Below are 15,669 nucleotides of genomic sequence, written 5' to 3'. Positions count from 1 at the left end.
CTTCAGCGCTTGTTCTTGCCGGACTTGCGGCGACGGATGATCTGGGAGTCGCTGGCCTTGCGCTTGCGCGTACGGCCCTCGGGCTTGCCCCACGGCGAGACGGGGTGGCGACCACCGGACGTCTTGCCCTCACCACCACCGTGCGGGTGGTCGACCGGGTTCATGACGACACCACGGACGGTCGGGCGCTTGCCCTTCCAGCGCATCCGGCCGGCCTTGCCCCAGTTGATGTTCGACTGCTCGGCGTTGCCGACCTCGCCGACCGTCGCGCGGCAGCGCACGTCGACGTAGCGCATCTCGCCCGAGGGCAGACGCAGCGTCGCGCGGGAGCCCTCACGAGCGACCAGCTGGGCGCTGTTGCCGGCCGAGCGGGCCAGCTTGGCGCCGCCACCGGGACGAAGCTCCACGCAGTGGATCGTCGTACCGACGGGGATGTTGCGCAGCGGCAGGTTGTTGCCCGGCTTGATGTCGGCGCCGACACCGGCCTCGACCCGCATGCCCTGGACGAGATCCTTCGGCGCCACGATGTAGCGCTTCTCGCCGTCGGCGTAGTGCAGCAGCGCGATGCGCGCGGTGCGGTTGGGGTCGTACTCGATGTGCGCGACCTTGGCCGGCACGCCGTCCTTGTCGTAGCGACGGAAGTCGATGACGCGGTAGGCGCGCTTGTGACCGCCACCGTGGTGCCGGGTGGTGATCCGGCCCTGGTTGTTGCGGCCGCCCTTCTTGGGCAGCGGACGGGTCAGCGACTTCTCCGGCGTGGTGCGGGTGATCTCGGCGAAGTCGGCCACCGAGGAGCCACGACGGCCCGGGGTGGTCGGCTTGTACTTACGGATAGCCATGTCAGATTCCTCTACCTAGCCCGGTCAGGAGACCGGACCTCCGAAGATGTCGATGCGGTGACCCTCGGCCAGGCTCACGATGGCGCGCTTGGTGTCCTTGCGCTTGCCGAGGCCGTGGCGGGTCCGGCGGACCTTGCCCGGCCGGTTGAGGGTGTTGACCGAGGTGACCTTGACGCCGAAGACCTTCTCGACCGCGATCTTGATCTCGGTCTTGTTGGCGTCGGGACGCACCAGGAACGTGTACTTGTTGTTGTCGAGGAGGCTGTAGCTCTTCTCCGACACCACCGGCGCGATCAGGATGTCGCGGTGGTCCTTGTGCAGGGTGCTCATCAGTTCTCCTCCTCGGCGTTGCCACCGACGAGGCGGTCGAACGCGGCCTTGCTGAACACCACGTCGTCGCTCACGAGGACGTCGCGGGTGTTGAGCTGGTCGACCGCCACGATGTGGACCTCGGGCGCGTTGCGCAGCGAGAGCCAGGTGAGGCTGTCGGCGCGCTCGAGCACGACGAGGAACTTGCGGCGGGTGGTCAGCTCGAAGAGCGAGGCGAGCGCGGCCTTGGTCGAGGGCTTGTCGCCGGCCACGAGGGCCTCGACGACGTGGATCCGCTCGTTGCGCGCCCGGTCGGAGAGGGCGGCGCGCAGGGCGGCAGCCTTCATCTTCTTGGGGGTGCGCTGGCTGTAGTCACGCGGCTGCGGGCCGTGGACGATGCCACCGCCGGCGAACTGCGGCGCGCGGGTCGAGCCCTGACGGGCGCGGCCGGTGCCCTTCTGCTTGTAGGGCTTCTTGCCACCACCGCGGACCTCGCCGCGACGCTTGGTGGAGTGGGTGCCCTGGCGCGCCGCCGCCTGCTGGGCGACGACGACCTGGTGGATCAGCGGGATGTTGACCTCGACGTCGAAGATCTCGGCGGGAAGGTCGACGGAAACGGTCTTGGCCATGGTGCTCAGCCCTTCTTCGCAGCCGTGCGCAGGACGACGAGGCCGCCCTTGGGGCCGGGGACGGCGCCCTTGATCAGGACGATGCCCTTCTCGACGTCGACGGCGTGGACGGTGACGTTCTGGGTGGTGACGGTGTCGGTACCCATGCGGCCGGCCATGCGCAGACCCTTGAACACGCGACCCGGCGTGGCGCAGGCGCCGATCGAGCCCGGCTTGCGGTGGTTGCGGTGGGCACCGTGCGAGGCGCTCACACCGGCGAAGCCGTGCCGCTTCATGACACCGGCGAAGCCCTTGCCCTTGCTGGTGCCGGTCACGTCGATGGCCTGGCCGGCCTCGAACGTGTCGACGGGCAGCTCCTGGCCGACGGTGTACTCCGACGCGTCCGCGGTGCGGATCTCGACCACGTGGCGGCGCGGCGTGGTGCCGGCCTTGGCGAAGTGGCCCGCCTGCGGCTTGTTGACCTTGCGGCCCTCGATCTCGCCGAAGCCGATCTGGATGGCGTTGTAGCCGTCCGGCTCGGGCTGGCGGACCTGGGTGACCACGTTGGTGCCCGCGGCGACCACGGTCACCGGGATGACCCGGTTGTTCTCGTCCCAGAGCTGGGTCATGCCGAGCTTGGTGCCCAGCAGGCCCTTCACGTTGCGCTCAATAGTCATGTCTCGAACCTCAGAGCTTGATCTCGATGTCGACACCGGCCGGCAGGTCGAGACGCATGAGGCTGTCGACGGTCTTCGGCGTGGGGTCGATGATGTCGATGAGACGCTTGTGCGTACGCATCTCGAAGTGCTCGCGCGAGTCCTTGTACTTGTGCGGCGAGCGAATGACACAGAACACGTTCTTCTCCGTCGGCAGCGGCACCGGGCCAGCGACCTTCGCACCCGTACGGGTGACCGTGTCCACGATCTTGCGCGCCGAGGTGTCGATCACCTCGTGGTCATAGGCCTTGAGCCTGATGCGGATCTTCTGTCCCGCCATAGGTCTCTCTCGTCCTTACTCGTCGTACGACTCTGGGTCCTTCAGCCCCGACCCCCGAGGTCGGGCGTGTCGCACTTGGTAGTGGGCACACACCTCTCCCCTGGTGGGGAAGTGGAGCTGTTGTTCTTGGCTGCTTCGGGTCTCACCGCCGGCTCTCTCGGAAGAGATCCGGTGGCGTGCGGTGCGAGGGACGTTCGACGACCGAGCACGCTCGCCGCGGCGGATCGGGAAGAACCCGAACGCTCCGCGGGGGAGACACGATTCAGTAGTCAAGGTCTAGCGCGCACCCCGATAACCCATCGGAGCAACCGGAACATCTTGGCAGAGTTCCGGCGGGCGACCAAATTGCCAAGGCGACTGCTCGCCGAGGGCGGGATGCAAGGATGGTGCCACCCCTCAGCCACCCCCGTTCGACCCGAGGAGAACGATGACCGACGGCGCGTCGCCGCAGTTCCCGCCGCCGGGCGCACCGCCCCCGCAGGAGCCGGCGCGGGGAGCCTTCCTGCCGCCCGGCGCCCCCGCGCCGTACGACGGCACTCCCCCGCCGCCCCCGGCCCCCGCCTGGGCGTCCTACGGGCCGGGCCAGGGTCCGGGCCAGGGTCCGCGGCCGGGCCTGATGCTGGGCGCCGCGCACAAGCCGGGCGCGCTGCCGCTGCGCCCCCTCACCCTCGGCAACATGTACGACGGCGCCTTCCGGATCATCCGGTTCAACCCCAAGGCCACCGTGGGCGCGGCCGTCATGGTGACCGCCGTGGCGATGCTCGTCCCGGTGCTGGTCACCACCGTCCTGACCTTCACCGCCGGCCTCGCGGTCGACAGCTCCGGCGAGCTCGCCAGCGACGCCTCGCTCGCCGACGCCCTCGGCGTGCTGGCCGCCTACGGCTCCCTGCTCGCCTCGATGCTGCTGGCCCAGGTCGGCGTGGTCTTCGTGACCGGGATGATCGCCCACGTGACCCGCGCGGCCGCGGTCGGGCGCCGGCTGAGCCTCGGCGAGGCCTGGGCCGCGACCCACGGCAAGCGCTGGCGGCTGCTCGGGCTGACCCTGCTCCTCAACGTCGGGCTGCTGGCGCTCATCGTGACCTACGCCGTGCTGTGGTTCGTGGTGGTCGTGGTGACCCAGGACCCGGTGCCGATCATCCTGTGGGGCCTGGTCACGGTCCCGGCCTTCCTCGCGCTGTGCGCGTGGCTGTGGATCCGCCTCTACTACCTGCCGGTGCCCGCGCTCATGCTCGAGCCGGTCGGCGTCTTCGGCGCGCTGGGCCGCGGCTGGCGGCTGACCTCGCGCCAGTACTGGCGCACCTTCGGCATCGCGGCGCTCACCGTGCTCATCGCCGGCTTCGCCGGCGGCATCCTGTCCACGCCGGTGAGCCTGATCGGCAACCTGGGCGCGCTGGCCGTGCCGGAGTACACCCCGCTCATCCTGGTGCTCAGCCAGGCCGTCGCCCTGCTCGTCCAGAACGCCTTCGTCGCACCCTTCCAGGCCACCGTCGCCTCGGTGCAGTACGTCGACCTGCGGATGCGCAAGGAAGCGTTCGACGTCGAGCTCATGCGTGAGGCGGGGATCGTTCCCGCATGACCTGGCCGGCCCTCGCGCTGACCCTGGCCGGGTCGCGCCTCGACCCACCGCTCGACCCGAGCGGCGACGAGGCGCGCGGTGCGCTGCGCCGCGAGCTGGCTCGCCCGGAGTACCACGACACCGACCTGCTCGAGCGGCTCGACCGCTGGCTCGGGCGGCTCATCGACAACACCGTCGGCGCGGCCTCCGGCTCCTCGCCGGTGATGGCCGTCATCGCGACCCTGGTCGTCCTGGCCCTGGCCGGCGCCGTGCTGTTCCTGGTCAGCCGGGCCCGGGCCACCGCCCGCGGCACCGCCGCGGCCCGGCCCGCGCTGGGCGGCGAGGTGATCAGCGCCGACGAGCTGCGCGCCCGCGCCGAGGCGGCGCTCGCCGCCGGGGACCCCTCGGCCGCGCTCGTCGACGCCTTCCGCGCGGTCGCCGTGCGCCAGGTCGAGCGGGGCCGGATCGAGGACCTCCCCCAGGCCACGGCGCACGAGCTGGCCGGCGCGCTCGGCACGGTCTTCCCCGACCGGCGCGGTGCCGTCCTGCGCGGCGCGGACCTCTTCGACGAGGTGCTCTACGGCGAGCGGCCGGCCAGCGCCGACCAGGCCCGCGACCTGCTCGCGCTCGACGAGGCCCTCGGCGGACGGGCGGTACGCCGGTGAGCGCGCCAGTCCTCGACTCCCCCGCCGCCGCGAGCACCCCGGCCGGCGGTGCCCGGCGCCGCCGTCCGCCCGCCTGGGTGGTGCTCACCGTCGCGGTCGTGCTCGCGCTGGTCGTGGGCGCCTGGGTCTCGCGCGACGGCGAGAAGTACGCCGGCCTGGCCGACCCCCGCAATCCCAAGCCCGACGGCGCGCAGGCGCTGGCCCGGGTGCTCGCCGACCAGGGCGTCGAGGTGACCATCGCCCGCTCCGCCGCCGAGCTCGACGACGTCGACGTACGCCGCGAGGCCACCGTCGTGGTCACCCGGCCCGACCAGCTCACGCGCAGCACCCTGGAGCGACTGCGCCGCCACGTGGGCCCGGCGCGCGTGGTGCTCGTCGAGCCGTCGTACGGGCTGGTGCAGCAGATCGACCCGGACCTGAGCACGCTCCCCGTCTCGCCGAGCACCGGGCACGCCGTCGAGGCCGACTGCGCGCCGCTCGCCGGCGTCGACCTCGACGGGCTGCGGCTCGAGGTGGACGACGCGACGGCCTACAACGGGACCGGCTGCTTCACCCGCGAGCTCGGCCCGATCCTGCGCACGGTGCGCGACGCCGACGGCGAGCTGGTGCTCTTCGGCGCCGCCCAGGCGCTGACCAACGACCAGGTCACCCGGGCCGACAACGCCGCGATCGCGCTGCGCCTGCTCGGCCAGGACGAGCAGCTCGTCTGGTACGTGCCCGACCCCGCCGACGCCGCTCCGGGCGACGCGGTGACCCTCGGCTCGCTGCTGCCCGACTGGCTGGTGCCGGGGCTGTGGATGGTCCTCCTGGCCGGGATCGGCCTGGTCTGCTGGCGCTTCCGCCGGCTCGGGCCGCTGACGACCGAGCCGCTGCCGGTCGTCGTCCGGGCCGTCGAGACCACGCGCAGCCGCGGCCGGATGTACCGCCGCAGCGGCGACCGGGCCCACGCCGCGCACGCCCTGCGCCGCGCCGCGCGCACCGACCTGGCCGGCCTGCTGGGGCTCGACCGCCGGGCCGCGCCGGCCGCCGTCGTCGAGGCCGCGGCCCGCCACCTCGGCACCCCCGTCGAGAGCGTCGCCGCGCTGCTCGACGACCACCGACCACCCCCGGCGAACGACCAGGAGCTGGTCCGGCTCGCCCAGGACCTGGCCCTACTGAGGAGAGAGGTACGACGCGCATGACCCAGACCGCCTACCCCGAGACCGTGGACCCGCGGGTGCGCGAGCGGCTGCTCGCCGTCCGCGACGAGGTCGCCAAGGCCGTCGTCGGCCAAGAGGCGGCCGTCTCCGGCCTGCTCGTCGCCCTGCTCTGCGGCGGTCACGTGCTCATGGAGGGCGTGCCCGGCACCGCCAAGACGCTCCTCGTGCGCACCCTGGCCGCGAGCCTCGACGTGCAGACCCGGCGGGTGCAGTTCACCCCCGACCTCATGCCCGGCGACATCACCGGCTCGCTCGTCATCGACTCCACCGGGCGCAGCGGCGAGCTGAGCTTCCGCGAGGGGCCGATCTTCACCAACCTGCTGCTCGCCGACGAGATCAACCGGACCCCGCCCAAGACGCAGTCCGCGCTGCTCGAGGCGATGGAGGAGGGTCAGGTCTCCGCCGACGGCGTCACCCGCCCGCTGCCGCGCCCGTTCCTGGTCGCCGCGACCCAGAACCCCGTCGAGTTCGAGGGCACCTACCCGCTGCCCGAGGCCCAGCTCGACCGCTTCCTGCTCAAGGTGGTGCTGCCCGTCCCGCCGCGCGAGGACGAGGTCACCATCCTGACCCGCCACGCCGGCGGCTTCGACCCGCGCGACGTCGCCGGAGCCGGGGTCACCGCCGTGGCCAGCGGCGCCGACATCGAGGCCGGCCAGGCCGCGGTCAAGGGCGTCCAGGTCTCCCCCGAGGTCGCCGGCTACATCGTCGACATCGCCCGCGCCACCCGGCAGTCGCCGTCCCTCTCCCTCGGCGTCAGCCCGCGCGGCGCGACCGCCCTGCTCCGCGCCGCCCGCGCCTGGGCCTGGCTCTCCGGACGCGGCTTCGTCACCCCCGACGACGTCAAGGCGCTCACCCAGGCCACCCTCGCGCACCGCCTCGGCGTCCGCCCCGAGGCCGAGCTCGAGGGCGTCGACGTCGCCCAGGTGCTCGCCTCGGCCGTCGCCTCCGTGCCCGTCCCCCGCTGAGGCAGCCCGACCCATGACGATCTCCGGCCGGGTACCGCTGCTGCTCCTGCTCGGGGTGGCGGCGGTCGTGCTGCGCCCCTCGGGTGGCACGGTGCTGCTCTGGCTGCTCGGCGTGCTGCTCCTGGCCGGGCTCGACCTGCTGCTCACCCCGGGCCCCACGTCGATCGGGCTGACCCGGCGCCCGCCGGGCACGGTCCGCCTCGGCGACCCGGCCACGTCGGTCCTCGTCGTGGCCAACACCGGCGCGCGCCGCGTGCACCTCCAGGTCCGCGACGCCTGGCAGCCCTCGGCCGGCGCCGGCACCAACCGCTTCCGGCTGCACCTCCCGGCCGGCGACCAGCGCCGGCTGACCACGCCCCTGCTCCCCCGCCGCCGCGGCGACCTGCGCGCCGCCGGGGTCACCGTCCGCTCCTGGGGACCGCTCGGGCTCACCGCCCGCCAGCGCACGTTCGACGTACCGGGGGCGGTGCGGGCGCTGCCTCCCTTCGACTCCCGCAAGCACCTGCCCTCGCGGCTCGCCCGGCTGCGCGAGCTCGACGGGCGCGCCGCCGTACGGGTGCGGGGACAGGGCACCGAGTTCGACTCGCTGCGCGAGTACGTCCGCGGCGACGACGTCCGCTCCATCGACTGGCGCGCCTCAGCCCGCAGCCCCCACGTCGTCGTCCGCACGTGGCAGCCCGAGCGCGACCGCCGCGTCGTCCTCGTCCTCGACACCTCGCGCACCTCCGCCGGCCGGGTCGCCCGGGTCGTCGGCGAGGCCGAGACCGACGGCATGCCCCGCCTCGACGCCGCCATGGATGCCGCCCTCCTCCTCGGCGCCCTCGCCTCGCGGGCCGGGGACCGCATCGACTTCGCCGCCGGCGACCGCCGGGTCCGCGCCCGCCAGCGCCTCCACGGCGTCCGCGACGTCGCCGCCCGCCTCCAGGAGCAGATGGCCGACCTCGACCCCACCCTCGTCGAGGCCGACTGGGACCTGCTCGCCGGCGCGGTCCAGGGCTTCGGGCGCCAGCGCGCGCTCGTCGTCCTGCTGACGGCGCTCGAGCCCTCGGCCATCGCCGACGGCCTGCTCCCCGTCCTCCCGGCCCTGACCCGGCACCACCGCGTCGTCGTCGCCTCGGTCCGCGACCCCGAGCTCACCCGCCTCGCCGAGGCCGCCGACGACCCCGCGCTCGCCCCCACCGCCGACACCGTCTACGACGCCGCCGCGGCCGCCCAGGAGCTGCACCGCCGCGACCGGATGCGCGCGGTGCTCCAGCGCCTCGGCGTCGACGTCGTGGACGCCGACGCGGAGAGCCTGCCGCCGGCCCTGGCCGACCACTACCTCGCGCTCAAGGCCCAGGGCCTGCTCTGAGCCGGCGCGAAGTGCGCCGGTTGCTGGTCCGAGGTGCGGATGTTTCACCAGCAACCGGCGCACTTCGGACCAGCAACCCTCGCACTTCGCGGAGGGGTCAGGCCTGGGCGGCGACCCGGTCCTCGAGCAGCGCCGCCGAGACGTCTCCGGTCTCGCCGCGCGAGGCCGCCGCCCGCCCGACCACGAACACGTAGGCCAGGAAGACCACCTCGGCCAGCACGCCGATCGCGATCCGCGCCCACGTCGGCAGCGGCGAGGGCGTCACGAAGGCCTCGATCACGCCGCTGATCGCGAGCACGACGGCCAGGCCGAGCGCCACGGTGACGGCGGTCCGGCCGGCGCGCGCGAGCGATCCGGCCCGGGAGAGCGAGCCGGGCTCGATCCACGACCAGAACAGGCGCAGGCCGACCCCGCCGGCGACGAAGACGCAGGTGAGCTCGAGCAGGCCGTGCGGGAGGATCAGGCCCCAGAACAGGTCGCCGCGGTCGTGGCGGACCATGATCGAGCCGACGATCGCGAGGTTGGCGACGTTCTGGAAGAGCAGCCACAGGACCGGGAGGCCGAGGATGCCCAGGGCGATGCACAGCGCACTCACCCAGGCGTTGTTGAGCCAGACGTGGGCGGCGAAGGCGCCGGCGGCGTTCTCGCTGTAGTAGCTCTCGAAGTCGTTGTTGACGAGCTGGTCGACCTGCTCGGGCGAGAGCAGGTTCTGCTCGACCGCGGGGTGCTGGGCGAGCCAGATCATCATGATCCCGGTGACGAGGACGTTGCCCGCCAGGCAGCCGAGCCACCACCAGCGCAGGCGGTAGAGCGCGGCGGGGAACTGCTCGGTGAAGAACCGGCCGACGCCGCGCCAGCTCGGGACGCGGGCGGCGAGCATCGCGATGCGGGCCCGGCCCAGGAGCGAGGAGAGGTGGGCGACGAGCTCGCCGTCCGGCGCCGAGGTCCGTACGACGGACAGGTGCGTCGCGACCTGCTGGTAGCGATCGACCAGCTCGTCCGCCTCGGCCCCCGTCCGGCGCCGGAGCCGCACGAGCTCCTCGAGCCGCACCCACGAGCGCGCATGGGCAGCGACGTAGGCGTCGAGATCGATCCGCGGCACGCGCACAGCGTACGGGGCGCCCGGCGGTGTGGCAGGCTGCCACCGATGCCCGCCGCCGACTTCGCCACCGTCACCGCCGACGACCTCGTCACCGGCGAGGGGGTCGCGCTCGACCTCCCGGCGGCGTCGCTGGGCCTGCGGATGGCGAGCGGGCTGATCGACGTGGTGGTCACGCTCGTGGCGTTCGTGGCGGCGTACCTGCTGCTGGTGATCGCCGCGGCGCTGACCCGGGACGAGGCGGCTATCGGCTTCGCGGTGGTGCTGACGTCGGTGCTGGTGTTCCTGGCGCTGCCGACGGCGCTCGAGACGTTCACCCGGGGCCGCACGATCGGCAAGCTCGCCCTGGGCCTCCGCACGGTGCGCGACGACGGCGGGCCGATCAGCTTCCAGCACGCGCTGGTGCGCTCGCTCATCGGGTTCGTCGAGATCTACGCGTTCTCGGGCGTGCCCGCCTTCTTCTCGATCATGCTGAGCACGCGCGGCAAGCGGCTGGGCGACTACGCCGCCGGCACCTACGTCGTGCGGGAGCGGGTACCGCTGCGGCTGCCCCCGCCGCCGCCGATGCCGCCCCAGCTCGCCGCGTGGGCCCGTCGTACCGACCTCGGGACGCTGCCGACCGGCACCGCCCTGGCGGTCCGGCAGTACCTCGGCCGGCTGGGCACGCTCGACCCGGCCTCGCGGGACCGGATCGGCCGGCTGCTGCTGACCGACGTGCTCCCCCACGTCGCGCCCGCCCCGCCGCCCGGCGTACCGCCCGAGATGGTGCTGGGGGCGATCATCGCCGAGCGCCGCGAGCGGGATCTGGCCCGGCTGCGCCGCGACGACGAGCTGCGGGCCCGGCTGCTCACCGAGGGGTGAACGCGGAGCGGCTGGGTAGATTCGGCGGCATGACCCACGCCACCGCCACCCGGCGTACGCCCGAGGACCCGAGCACGCCCCTCACGGCCGCCGAGCTGAGCCGGGCCTCCGAGGCGATCGAGAGGGTCTCCGAGACGTTCTCCAGCCGGGTCGTGGGCCAGCGCCGGGTCCGTACGGCGCTGCTGGTCACGCTGCTCTCCGAGGGCCACATCCTGCTCGAGAGCGTCCCCGGCCTGGCCAAGACGCTCGCCGCGTCGACGCTGGCCCACGCGGTCAGCGCACGGTTCACCCGGATCCAGTGCACGCCGGACCTGCTGCCCGCCGACATCATCGGCACCCAGGTCTACGACCCGCGCAGCCACGAGTTCGAGACCCAGCTCGGCCCGGTGCACGCCAACGTCGTCCTGCTCGACGAGATCAACCGGGCCAGCGCCAAGACCCAGTCGGCGCTGCTCGAGGCGATGCAGGAGCGGCAGACGTCGATCGCCGGCACGGTGCACCGCCTGCCCGACCCGTTCATGGTGCTGGCCACCCAGAACCCCATCGAGGAAGAGGGCACCTACGTCCTCCCCCGGGCCCAGATGGACCGCTTCCTGCTCAAGGAGGTCGTCGACTACCCCACCGAGGACGACGAGCTGATGGTCCTCGAGCGCATCGACGACGGCACGCTCGGCCAGCACATGACCGAGGTCGAGCCCGTCATCACCACCACCGAGGTGGCCGAGCTCCAAGAGCTCGTCCGCCGCGTGTACGTCGACCCGGCGATCCGCCGCTACGTCGTCTCCCTCGTCCGCGCGACCCGCGACGTCACCGGCGTCCTGGGCGCCGAGCTCGGCGAGTACGTCGAGATCGGCTCCAGCCCCCGCGGCTCGATCGCCTTCTTCCAGGCCGCGCGCGCGATGGCCGTCGTCCAGGGACGGCACTACGTCATCCCCGAGGACATCCGCGAGCTGCGCCACAGCGTCCTGCGCCACCGGATCCACCTCAGCTTCGAGGCGCTCGCCGACCGGGTCCAGCCGGAGACCGTCATCGACGCGGTGTTCCGGGCGGTCCCCACCCCGTGAGTCCCGCATGACGGCCCACCTCACCCGCATCCGCAGCCGGCTCGCGATCCACGCGCACCGCAAGGTCCGCGGCCTGCTCGAGGGCGAGTACGCCGCGATCCACGCCGGGCGCGGCATCGACTTCAACGACCTGCGCGAGTACGTCCGCGGCGACGACGTCAAGGACATCGACTGGAAGGCGTCGGCCCGAAGCCGCCAGCTCCTGGTCAAGCGCTACGTCGCCGAGCGCAAGCACACGGTGCTGCTGTGCGTCTCGACCGGGCGCAGCATGGCCGCGCTCAACGACGCCGCCGTCGCCAAGCGCGAGCTCGCCGTCCTCGTCGCCGGCGTGATGGGTCACCTCGCCGTTCAGCACGGCGACCTGGTCGGCCTCGTGCACGGCAACGCCGCGTCGTGCCGTGCGGAGCGGCCCGGCGGCGGCGACCTGCACCTGGAGCGGCTGCTCGGCGCGGCGTACGACGCGATCCGGCCCGACGGCCCGCCCGGTGACCTGGCCACGCTGCTGCGCCACGTCGTGCGGACCGTGCGCCGGCGCACCATCCTCGTGGTCGTCACCGACGAGACCGCGCTCGCCGAGGACGCCATCGCCCTGCTGCGGCGGCTGAGCGTCCAGCACGAGGTGCTCTTCGTGACCCTGGGCGACCTCGACCCGACGCTGCCCGCCGTCGCCGACCGGCGCCTGGTCGACATCGACGCCGGCGCCGAGGTGCCCGGCTGGCTGCGCCGCGACGAGCGCCTGCGCCGCGAGTACGCCGCCCTGGTCGACGACGAGGCCCAGCGGCTGCGCCGCCGGCTCGACCAGCTCGGCATCGCCCAGGAGCTCGTCCGCGACCACGACGACGCGATCACCGCCGTGTTCCGGCTGCTGGAGAGGCACCGTCATGCCCGGAGACGCTAGCCTCGCCGGAGCCGAGCGCGTCTTCGACGCCGTGGTGGGGGCAGCAAGCTGCCAGGGCGCGTCTCCCGCCGCGCTGCCGGCTGATCTCCCCGACGAGTTCACCGGCCCGGTCGCCTACGACGACCGCTGGCTCTGGATCGCGGTCGCGCTCGCTGCGGCCGTCGTCCTCTACTACCTGCTCGCCTGGTGGTTCACCCGGCGGCCGCGGGTGCCGCGCCTGGAGCGCGTCGACGTCGACGTGGTCGACGTACGCCGGGCCCACCTCGACCTGATCGACCGGATCGACGCCCAGGTGCGCGCCGGCGACCTGGCGCCGCGGGCCGGCCACCAGCAGCTCAGCGAGGTGGTCCGCTCCTACGTCGCCGCGGTGACCGTGCTGCCGGCGCGGACCATGGCGCTGGCCGACTTCCGGGCCCGTGCCCCGCGCGAGCTGGTCGCGGTCATCGAGCTCGTCTACCCGCCCGAGTTCGCGCCCGACGACGCCCTCGCGCGCGACCTGTTCGACACCGCCGTGGACCAGGCCCGGGGGCTCGTCGCCGACTGGAGCGCGGCCTGATGTGGACCCGCGAGGACACCGGCTTCCACTGGCCCTGGCTGGTGGCGGTGCTCGGCGTGCTCGTGCTGGCGCTGCTCGTCGGGTGGCTGCTGCGCTGGCGGGCCCACCGGCCCGCGTCCGGCAGCGCGTCGTACGTCGCGCACGCGGGGCGGTTGCGCGCCCTCCCCCGCTACCGCGCGCTGGTCCGGCGCCAGGTGGTGCTCGGCACCTGCCTCACGCTGGCCGCGCTGGTGGCGTGCACCGGCGCGATCGTCGTGGCCGGCCGGGTCCAGGAGCGCCAGACCCTCGCGCAGTCCGACCGGACCCGTGACATCGTCCTGTGCCTCGACGCGTCGGGATCGATGGCCGAGGTCGACCGCCAGGTGCTGCGCGAGTTCCGCACGATCGTCGACGGCCTGCGCGGCGAACGGGTCGGGCTGACCATCTGGAGCGGTGCGGCCATCACGATCTTCCCGCTCACCGACGACTACCAATATGTCGTCGACCAGCTCTACGAGGCCGAGAAGGCGTTCCGCGACGGCACCGTGATCAGCGACGACTACGCCGTCTTCACCGCCGGCACGGTCGTCGACTGGGACGTCCAGTCCCAGCTCGGCGACGGCCTCGCCTCGTGCGTGCAGCGCTTCGACCGCCGCGACGAGGACCGCACCCGCGCGATCGTGCTCGCCTCCGACAACGAGCCGGTCGGGACCGGCATCTACAACGTCACCGAGGCCGCGCAGTACGCCGCCGACGAGAAGGTCGTCGTGCACGGCATCGCCGCGCCGCGCACCGCCGACCGGCCCGCCGCCGTGCGGGAGTTCCGCACCGCGATGACCAGCACCGGCGGGACGTTCTCGCTGCTCGGCGACGACAACAGCGCGGGCTCGGTGGTGCGCGCCATCGACAGCCTGGAGGCGACGCCGATCGAGCGTCCGCCGATCGTCCAGATCTTCGACCGGCCGCGCCTCGGTACGGCGCTCGCCGGGATCGGCCTGCTCGGCCTGGCGCTCGTCTGGGCGGCCCAGGGCGCGCTCGCCCTGCGCGACCGACGCGGAGGTGCCCGGTGAACCCGACCACCGCCACCGCCCTCGTCGTGCTGCGCCGGGTCGCGATCGTGCTCGCCTTCGTCGCCGTGCTGCTGCGGCCCGGCGTCGGCCAGACCTCGGTGAGCGAGCAGCTCTCCGACCTCGACGTGCTCGTCGTCGTCGACCGCACCCGGTCGATGGCGGCCCTCGACCACGATGGCCGCAACCCGCGGATCAGGGGCGTCCAGGCCGACCTCACCGCGCTCGCCGAGGCGCTGCCCGGCGCCCGGTTCGGGCTGCTCACCTTCGGCGCCGAGACCCGGCTGGTGATGCCGTTCAGCTCCGACACGACCGCCTTCGACGCCGCCGTCGAGACCATCTACCTCGAGGGCCCCAAGGACGGCGCGGGCTCGGCCGCCGACCGCCCCGTGCCCGAGCTGACCGCCGTCCTCGAGCGCGCCCAGGAGCAGCGCCCCGAGCGCCGCCGGATCGTCGTCTACGCCGGCGACGGCGAGAACACCACCGGCGCCGACGACAGCGAGCGGCAGTCGTTCGAGGACGTGCGCGACCTCGTCGCCGGCGGCGCGGTGCTCGGCTACGGCACCTCCGACGGCGGCCCGATGCCCGAGTCCGACGACCTCGACGGCGCGGCGGGCTACGTGCGCGATCCCGAGACCGCCGAGACCGCGATCTCCCATGCCGACCTCGGCAACCTCAAGGAGATCGCCGACCAGCTCGGCGTCCGGTTCCAGCACCGCACCGGGCCCGGTGACCTGGCGCCGCTCGTGAAGTCGTTCGCGGCGTCGTACTCCGACGGGCAGGGCGGCCACGACCGCCCCGCGAAGCACGACCTGACCTGGCTCGCCGCGCTGGTGCTGCTCGGCCTGGTCCTCCTCGAGCTCCGCGCCGGGTGGCACGCCGTGTGGACCTCGCGCCACGCGCTGCGCCCGGCCCGTGCCCCGCGCGAAGGAGGCCGACGATGAGCGCCGGACGCCCGCCGTACCCCCGGGCCCGGCTGCGCCGGGTGCTGCTGCTCGCCGGTCTGCTGCCCGCCCTCCTCGTCGCGGCGTACGCCGTCAAGGTGGGCCTGATGCTCCACGACAACGCCGCCGGTCGCGACGCCTTCGTGCGCGGCGACACCGACGGCGCGGCCGCGGAGTTCGCGGGGACCCGCTCGCTCAACCTGTTCGAGCCCTGGATCGCGCCCTTCGACGAGGGCGCCTCGTGGCACGCCGAGGGCAACTACCCCTCGGCCGTGGCGGCGTACCTGGCGGCGCTGGAGCACGTGCCGCAACGCGAGGAGTGCACCGTCCGGATCAACCTGGCCCTGGCCTACGAGGCGATCGGCGACGAGGCCCAGCAGGCAGGCGCGACCTCGCGCGCGGCCGAGGCCTGGCAGGCCGGGATCGACACCCTGGCCGAGGGCAAGTGCCCCACCGACGCGGGCGGCGGCGAGGAGCAGCAGTCCGACGCCGGTGCCGTCGACGAGCGGCTGCGGGGCAAGCTGAAGCAGAGCCAGCAGCAGCCCCAGCCCGAGCAGCAGCCCCAGCAGCCCGACGACAAGCCCAAGGACCAGCCCGACCCCAAGCGGGACCGGCTCGAGGACAACAACCAGCGCGGGCTCGGCCAGCGCCACGAGGACCAGGACCTCTACCAGGACGAGGACGCCACCAAGCCCGACACGTGGTGAGGTCCCG

General features: G+C 73.6%; 18 protein-coding genes. 12 read left to right on the top strand and 6 right to left on the bottom strand.

Features of this window, described 5'->3' with window-relative positions:
- Positions 1-2 precede the first annotated feature (2 nt).
- From rplB to rpsJ, 5 genes are read right to left on the bottom strand one after another with little or no spacing between them, the layout of a single operon-like run.
- On the bottom strand, positions 3-839 hold the full coding sequence (gene rplB, locus CCO04_RS13035; protein WP_107779312.1) for a 50S ribosomal protein L2: 837 nt from the start codon (positions 837-839) through the stop codon (positions 3-5).
- Positions 840-863: 24 nt separating this feature from the next.
- The gene (gene rplW, locus CCO04_RS13030) at positions 864-1,169 is read right to left on the bottom strand and encodes a 50S ribosomal protein L23 (RefSeq protein WP_215814566.1); all 306 of its coding nucleotides are present in this window, start codon (positions 1,167-1,169) and stop codon (positions 864-866) included.
- Positions 1,169-1,777, bottom strand: a complete 609-nt coding sequence (rplD, locus tag CCO04_RS13025; RefSeq protein ID WP_215814565.1) for a 50S ribosomal protein L4 — start codon at positions 1,775-1,777, stop codon at positions 1,169-1,171. Before rplD ends, rplW begins: the two co-directional genes overlap by 1 nt.
- A 5-nt stretch (positions 1,778-1,782) precedes the next feature.
- Positions 1,783-2,433 (bottom strand): 50S ribosomal protein L3, encoded by a 651-nt coding sequence (gene rplC / locus CCO04_RS13020; RefSeq protein ID WP_139621521.1) that lies wholly within the window; start codon positions 2,431-2,433, stop codon positions 1,783-1,785.
- Positions 2,434-2,443: 10 nt separating this feature from the next.
- On the bottom strand, positions 2,444-2,752 hold the full coding sequence (gene rpsJ / locus CCO04_RS13015) for a 30S ribosomal protein S10 (RefSeq protein WP_007078637.1): 309 nt from the start codon (positions 2,750-2,752) through the stop codon (positions 2,444-2,446).
- A 427-nt stretch (positions 2,753-3,179) separates the two neighbouring features.
- Between rpsJ and CCO04_RS13010 the strand changes: the two genes are divergently transcribed.
- From CCO04_RS13010 to CCO04_RS12990, 5 genes are read left to right on the top strand one after another with little or no spacing between them, the layout of a single operon-like run.
- Positions 3,180-4,328 carry a hypothetical protein gene (locus CCO04_RS13010; RefSeq protein WP_215814564.1) on the top strand — a complete coding sequence of 383 codons (1,149 nt, stop codon included), beginning with the start codon at positions 3,180-3,182 and terminating at the stop codon, positions 4,326-4,328.
- Positions 4,325-4,972: a DUF4129 domain-containing protein gene (locus tag CCO04_RS13005; protein ID WP_215814563.1), complete on the top strand. Its 648-nt coding sequence runs from the start codon at positions 4,325-4,327 to the stop codon at positions 4,970-4,972. The genes CCO04_RS13010 and CCO04_RS13005 overlap by 4 nt, the downstream gene beginning before the upstream one ends.
- Positions 4,969-6,153, top strand: coding sequence for a DUF4350 domain-containing protein (locus tag CCO04_RS13000; RefSeq protein ID WP_215814562.1), 1,185 nt, complete (start codon positions 4,969-4,971; stop codon positions 6,151-6,153). The genes CCO04_RS13005 and CCO04_RS13000 overlap by 4 nt, the downstream gene beginning before the upstream one ends.
- Positions 6,150-7,136 (top strand): MoxR family ATPase, encoded by a 987-nt coding sequence (locus CCO04_RS12995; RefSeq protein ID WP_215814561.1) that lies wholly within the window; start codon positions 6,150-6,152, stop codon positions 7,134-7,136. The genes CCO04_RS13000 and CCO04_RS12995 overlap by 4 nt, the downstream gene beginning before the upstream one ends.
- A 13-nt stretch (positions 7,137-7,149) precedes the next feature.
- The gene (locus tag CCO04_RS12990; RefSeq protein WP_215814560.1) at positions 7,150-8,487 is read left to right on the top strand and encodes a DUF58 domain-containing protein; all 1,338 of its coding nucleotides are present in this window, start codon (positions 7,150-7,152) and stop codon (positions 8,485-8,487) included.
- Positions 8,488-8,584: 97 nt separating this feature from the next.
- Here the strand turns inward: CCO04_RS12990 and CCO04_RS29795 are convergent, their stop codons facing one another.
- On the bottom strand, positions 8,585-9,589 hold the full coding sequence (locus CCO04_RS29795; protein WP_308281200.1) for a stage II sporulation protein M: 1,005 nt from the start codon (positions 9,587-9,589) through the stop codon (positions 8,585-8,587).
- Between the two features lie 45 nt (positions 9,590-9,634).
- On the opposite strand from CCO04_RS29795, the gene CCO04_RS12980 reads away from it, so the two are divergent.
- From CCO04_RS12980 to CCO04_RS12950, 7 genes are read left to right on the top strand one after another with little or no spacing between them, the layout of a single operon-like run.
- Entirely contained in the window at positions 9,635-10,447 is an 813-nt protein-coding gene (locus CCO04_RS12980) for an RDD family protein (protein WP_215814559.1), read from the top strand.
- A gap of 29 nt (positions 10,448-10,476) precedes the next feature.
- Positions 10,477-11,511, top strand: coding sequence for a MoxR family ATPase (locus CCO04_RS12975; RefSeq protein WP_215814558.1), 1,035 nt, complete (start codon positions 10,477-10,479; stop codon positions 11,509-11,511).
- Between the two features lie 7 nt (positions 11,512-11,518).
- Positions 11,519-12,409: a DUF58 domain-containing protein gene (locus CCO04_RS12970; RefSeq protein WP_215814557.1), complete on the top strand. Its 891-nt coding sequence runs from the start codon at positions 11,519-11,521 to the stop codon at positions 12,407-12,409.
- Positions 12,393-12,965, top strand: coding sequence for a hypothetical protein (locus CCO04_RS12965; RefSeq protein ID WP_215814556.1), 573 nt, complete (start codon positions 12,393-12,395; stop codon positions 12,963-12,965). The genes CCO04_RS12970 and CCO04_RS12965 overlap by 17 nt, the downstream gene beginning before the upstream one ends.
- Positions 12,965-14,014, top strand: a complete 1,050-nt coding sequence (locus CCO04_RS12960) for a VWA domain-containing protein (RefSeq protein WP_215814555.1) — start codon at positions 12,965-12,967, stop codon at positions 14,012-14,014. The genes CCO04_RS12965 and CCO04_RS12960 overlap by 1 nt, the downstream gene beginning before the upstream one ends.
- Positions 14,011-14,955, top strand: coding sequence for a VWA domain-containing protein (locus CCO04_RS12955; protein WP_215814554.1), 945 nt, complete (start codon positions 14,011-14,013; stop codon positions 14,953-14,955). Before CCO04_RS12960 ends, CCO04_RS12955 begins: the two co-directional genes overlap by 4 nt.
- The gene (locus CCO04_RS12950) at positions 14,952-15,662 is read left to right on the top strand and encodes a hypothetical protein (protein ID WP_215814553.1); all 711 of its coding nucleotides are present in this window, start codon (positions 14,952-14,954) and stop codon (positions 15,660-15,662) included. Before CCO04_RS12955 ends, CCO04_RS12950 begins: the two co-directional genes overlap by 4 nt.
- The last annotated feature ends 7 nt before the right edge of the window (positions 15,663-15,669 follow it).

It is taken from the genome of Pimelobacter sp. 30-1 (assembly GCF_018831735.1).
Lineage (GTDB): Bacteria > Actinomycetota > Actinomycetes > Propionibacteriales > Nocardioidaceae > Nocardioides.
Note: the sequence above shows the minus strand (reverse complement) of the source record. Positions and strands in the feature narration are given on the sequence as shown.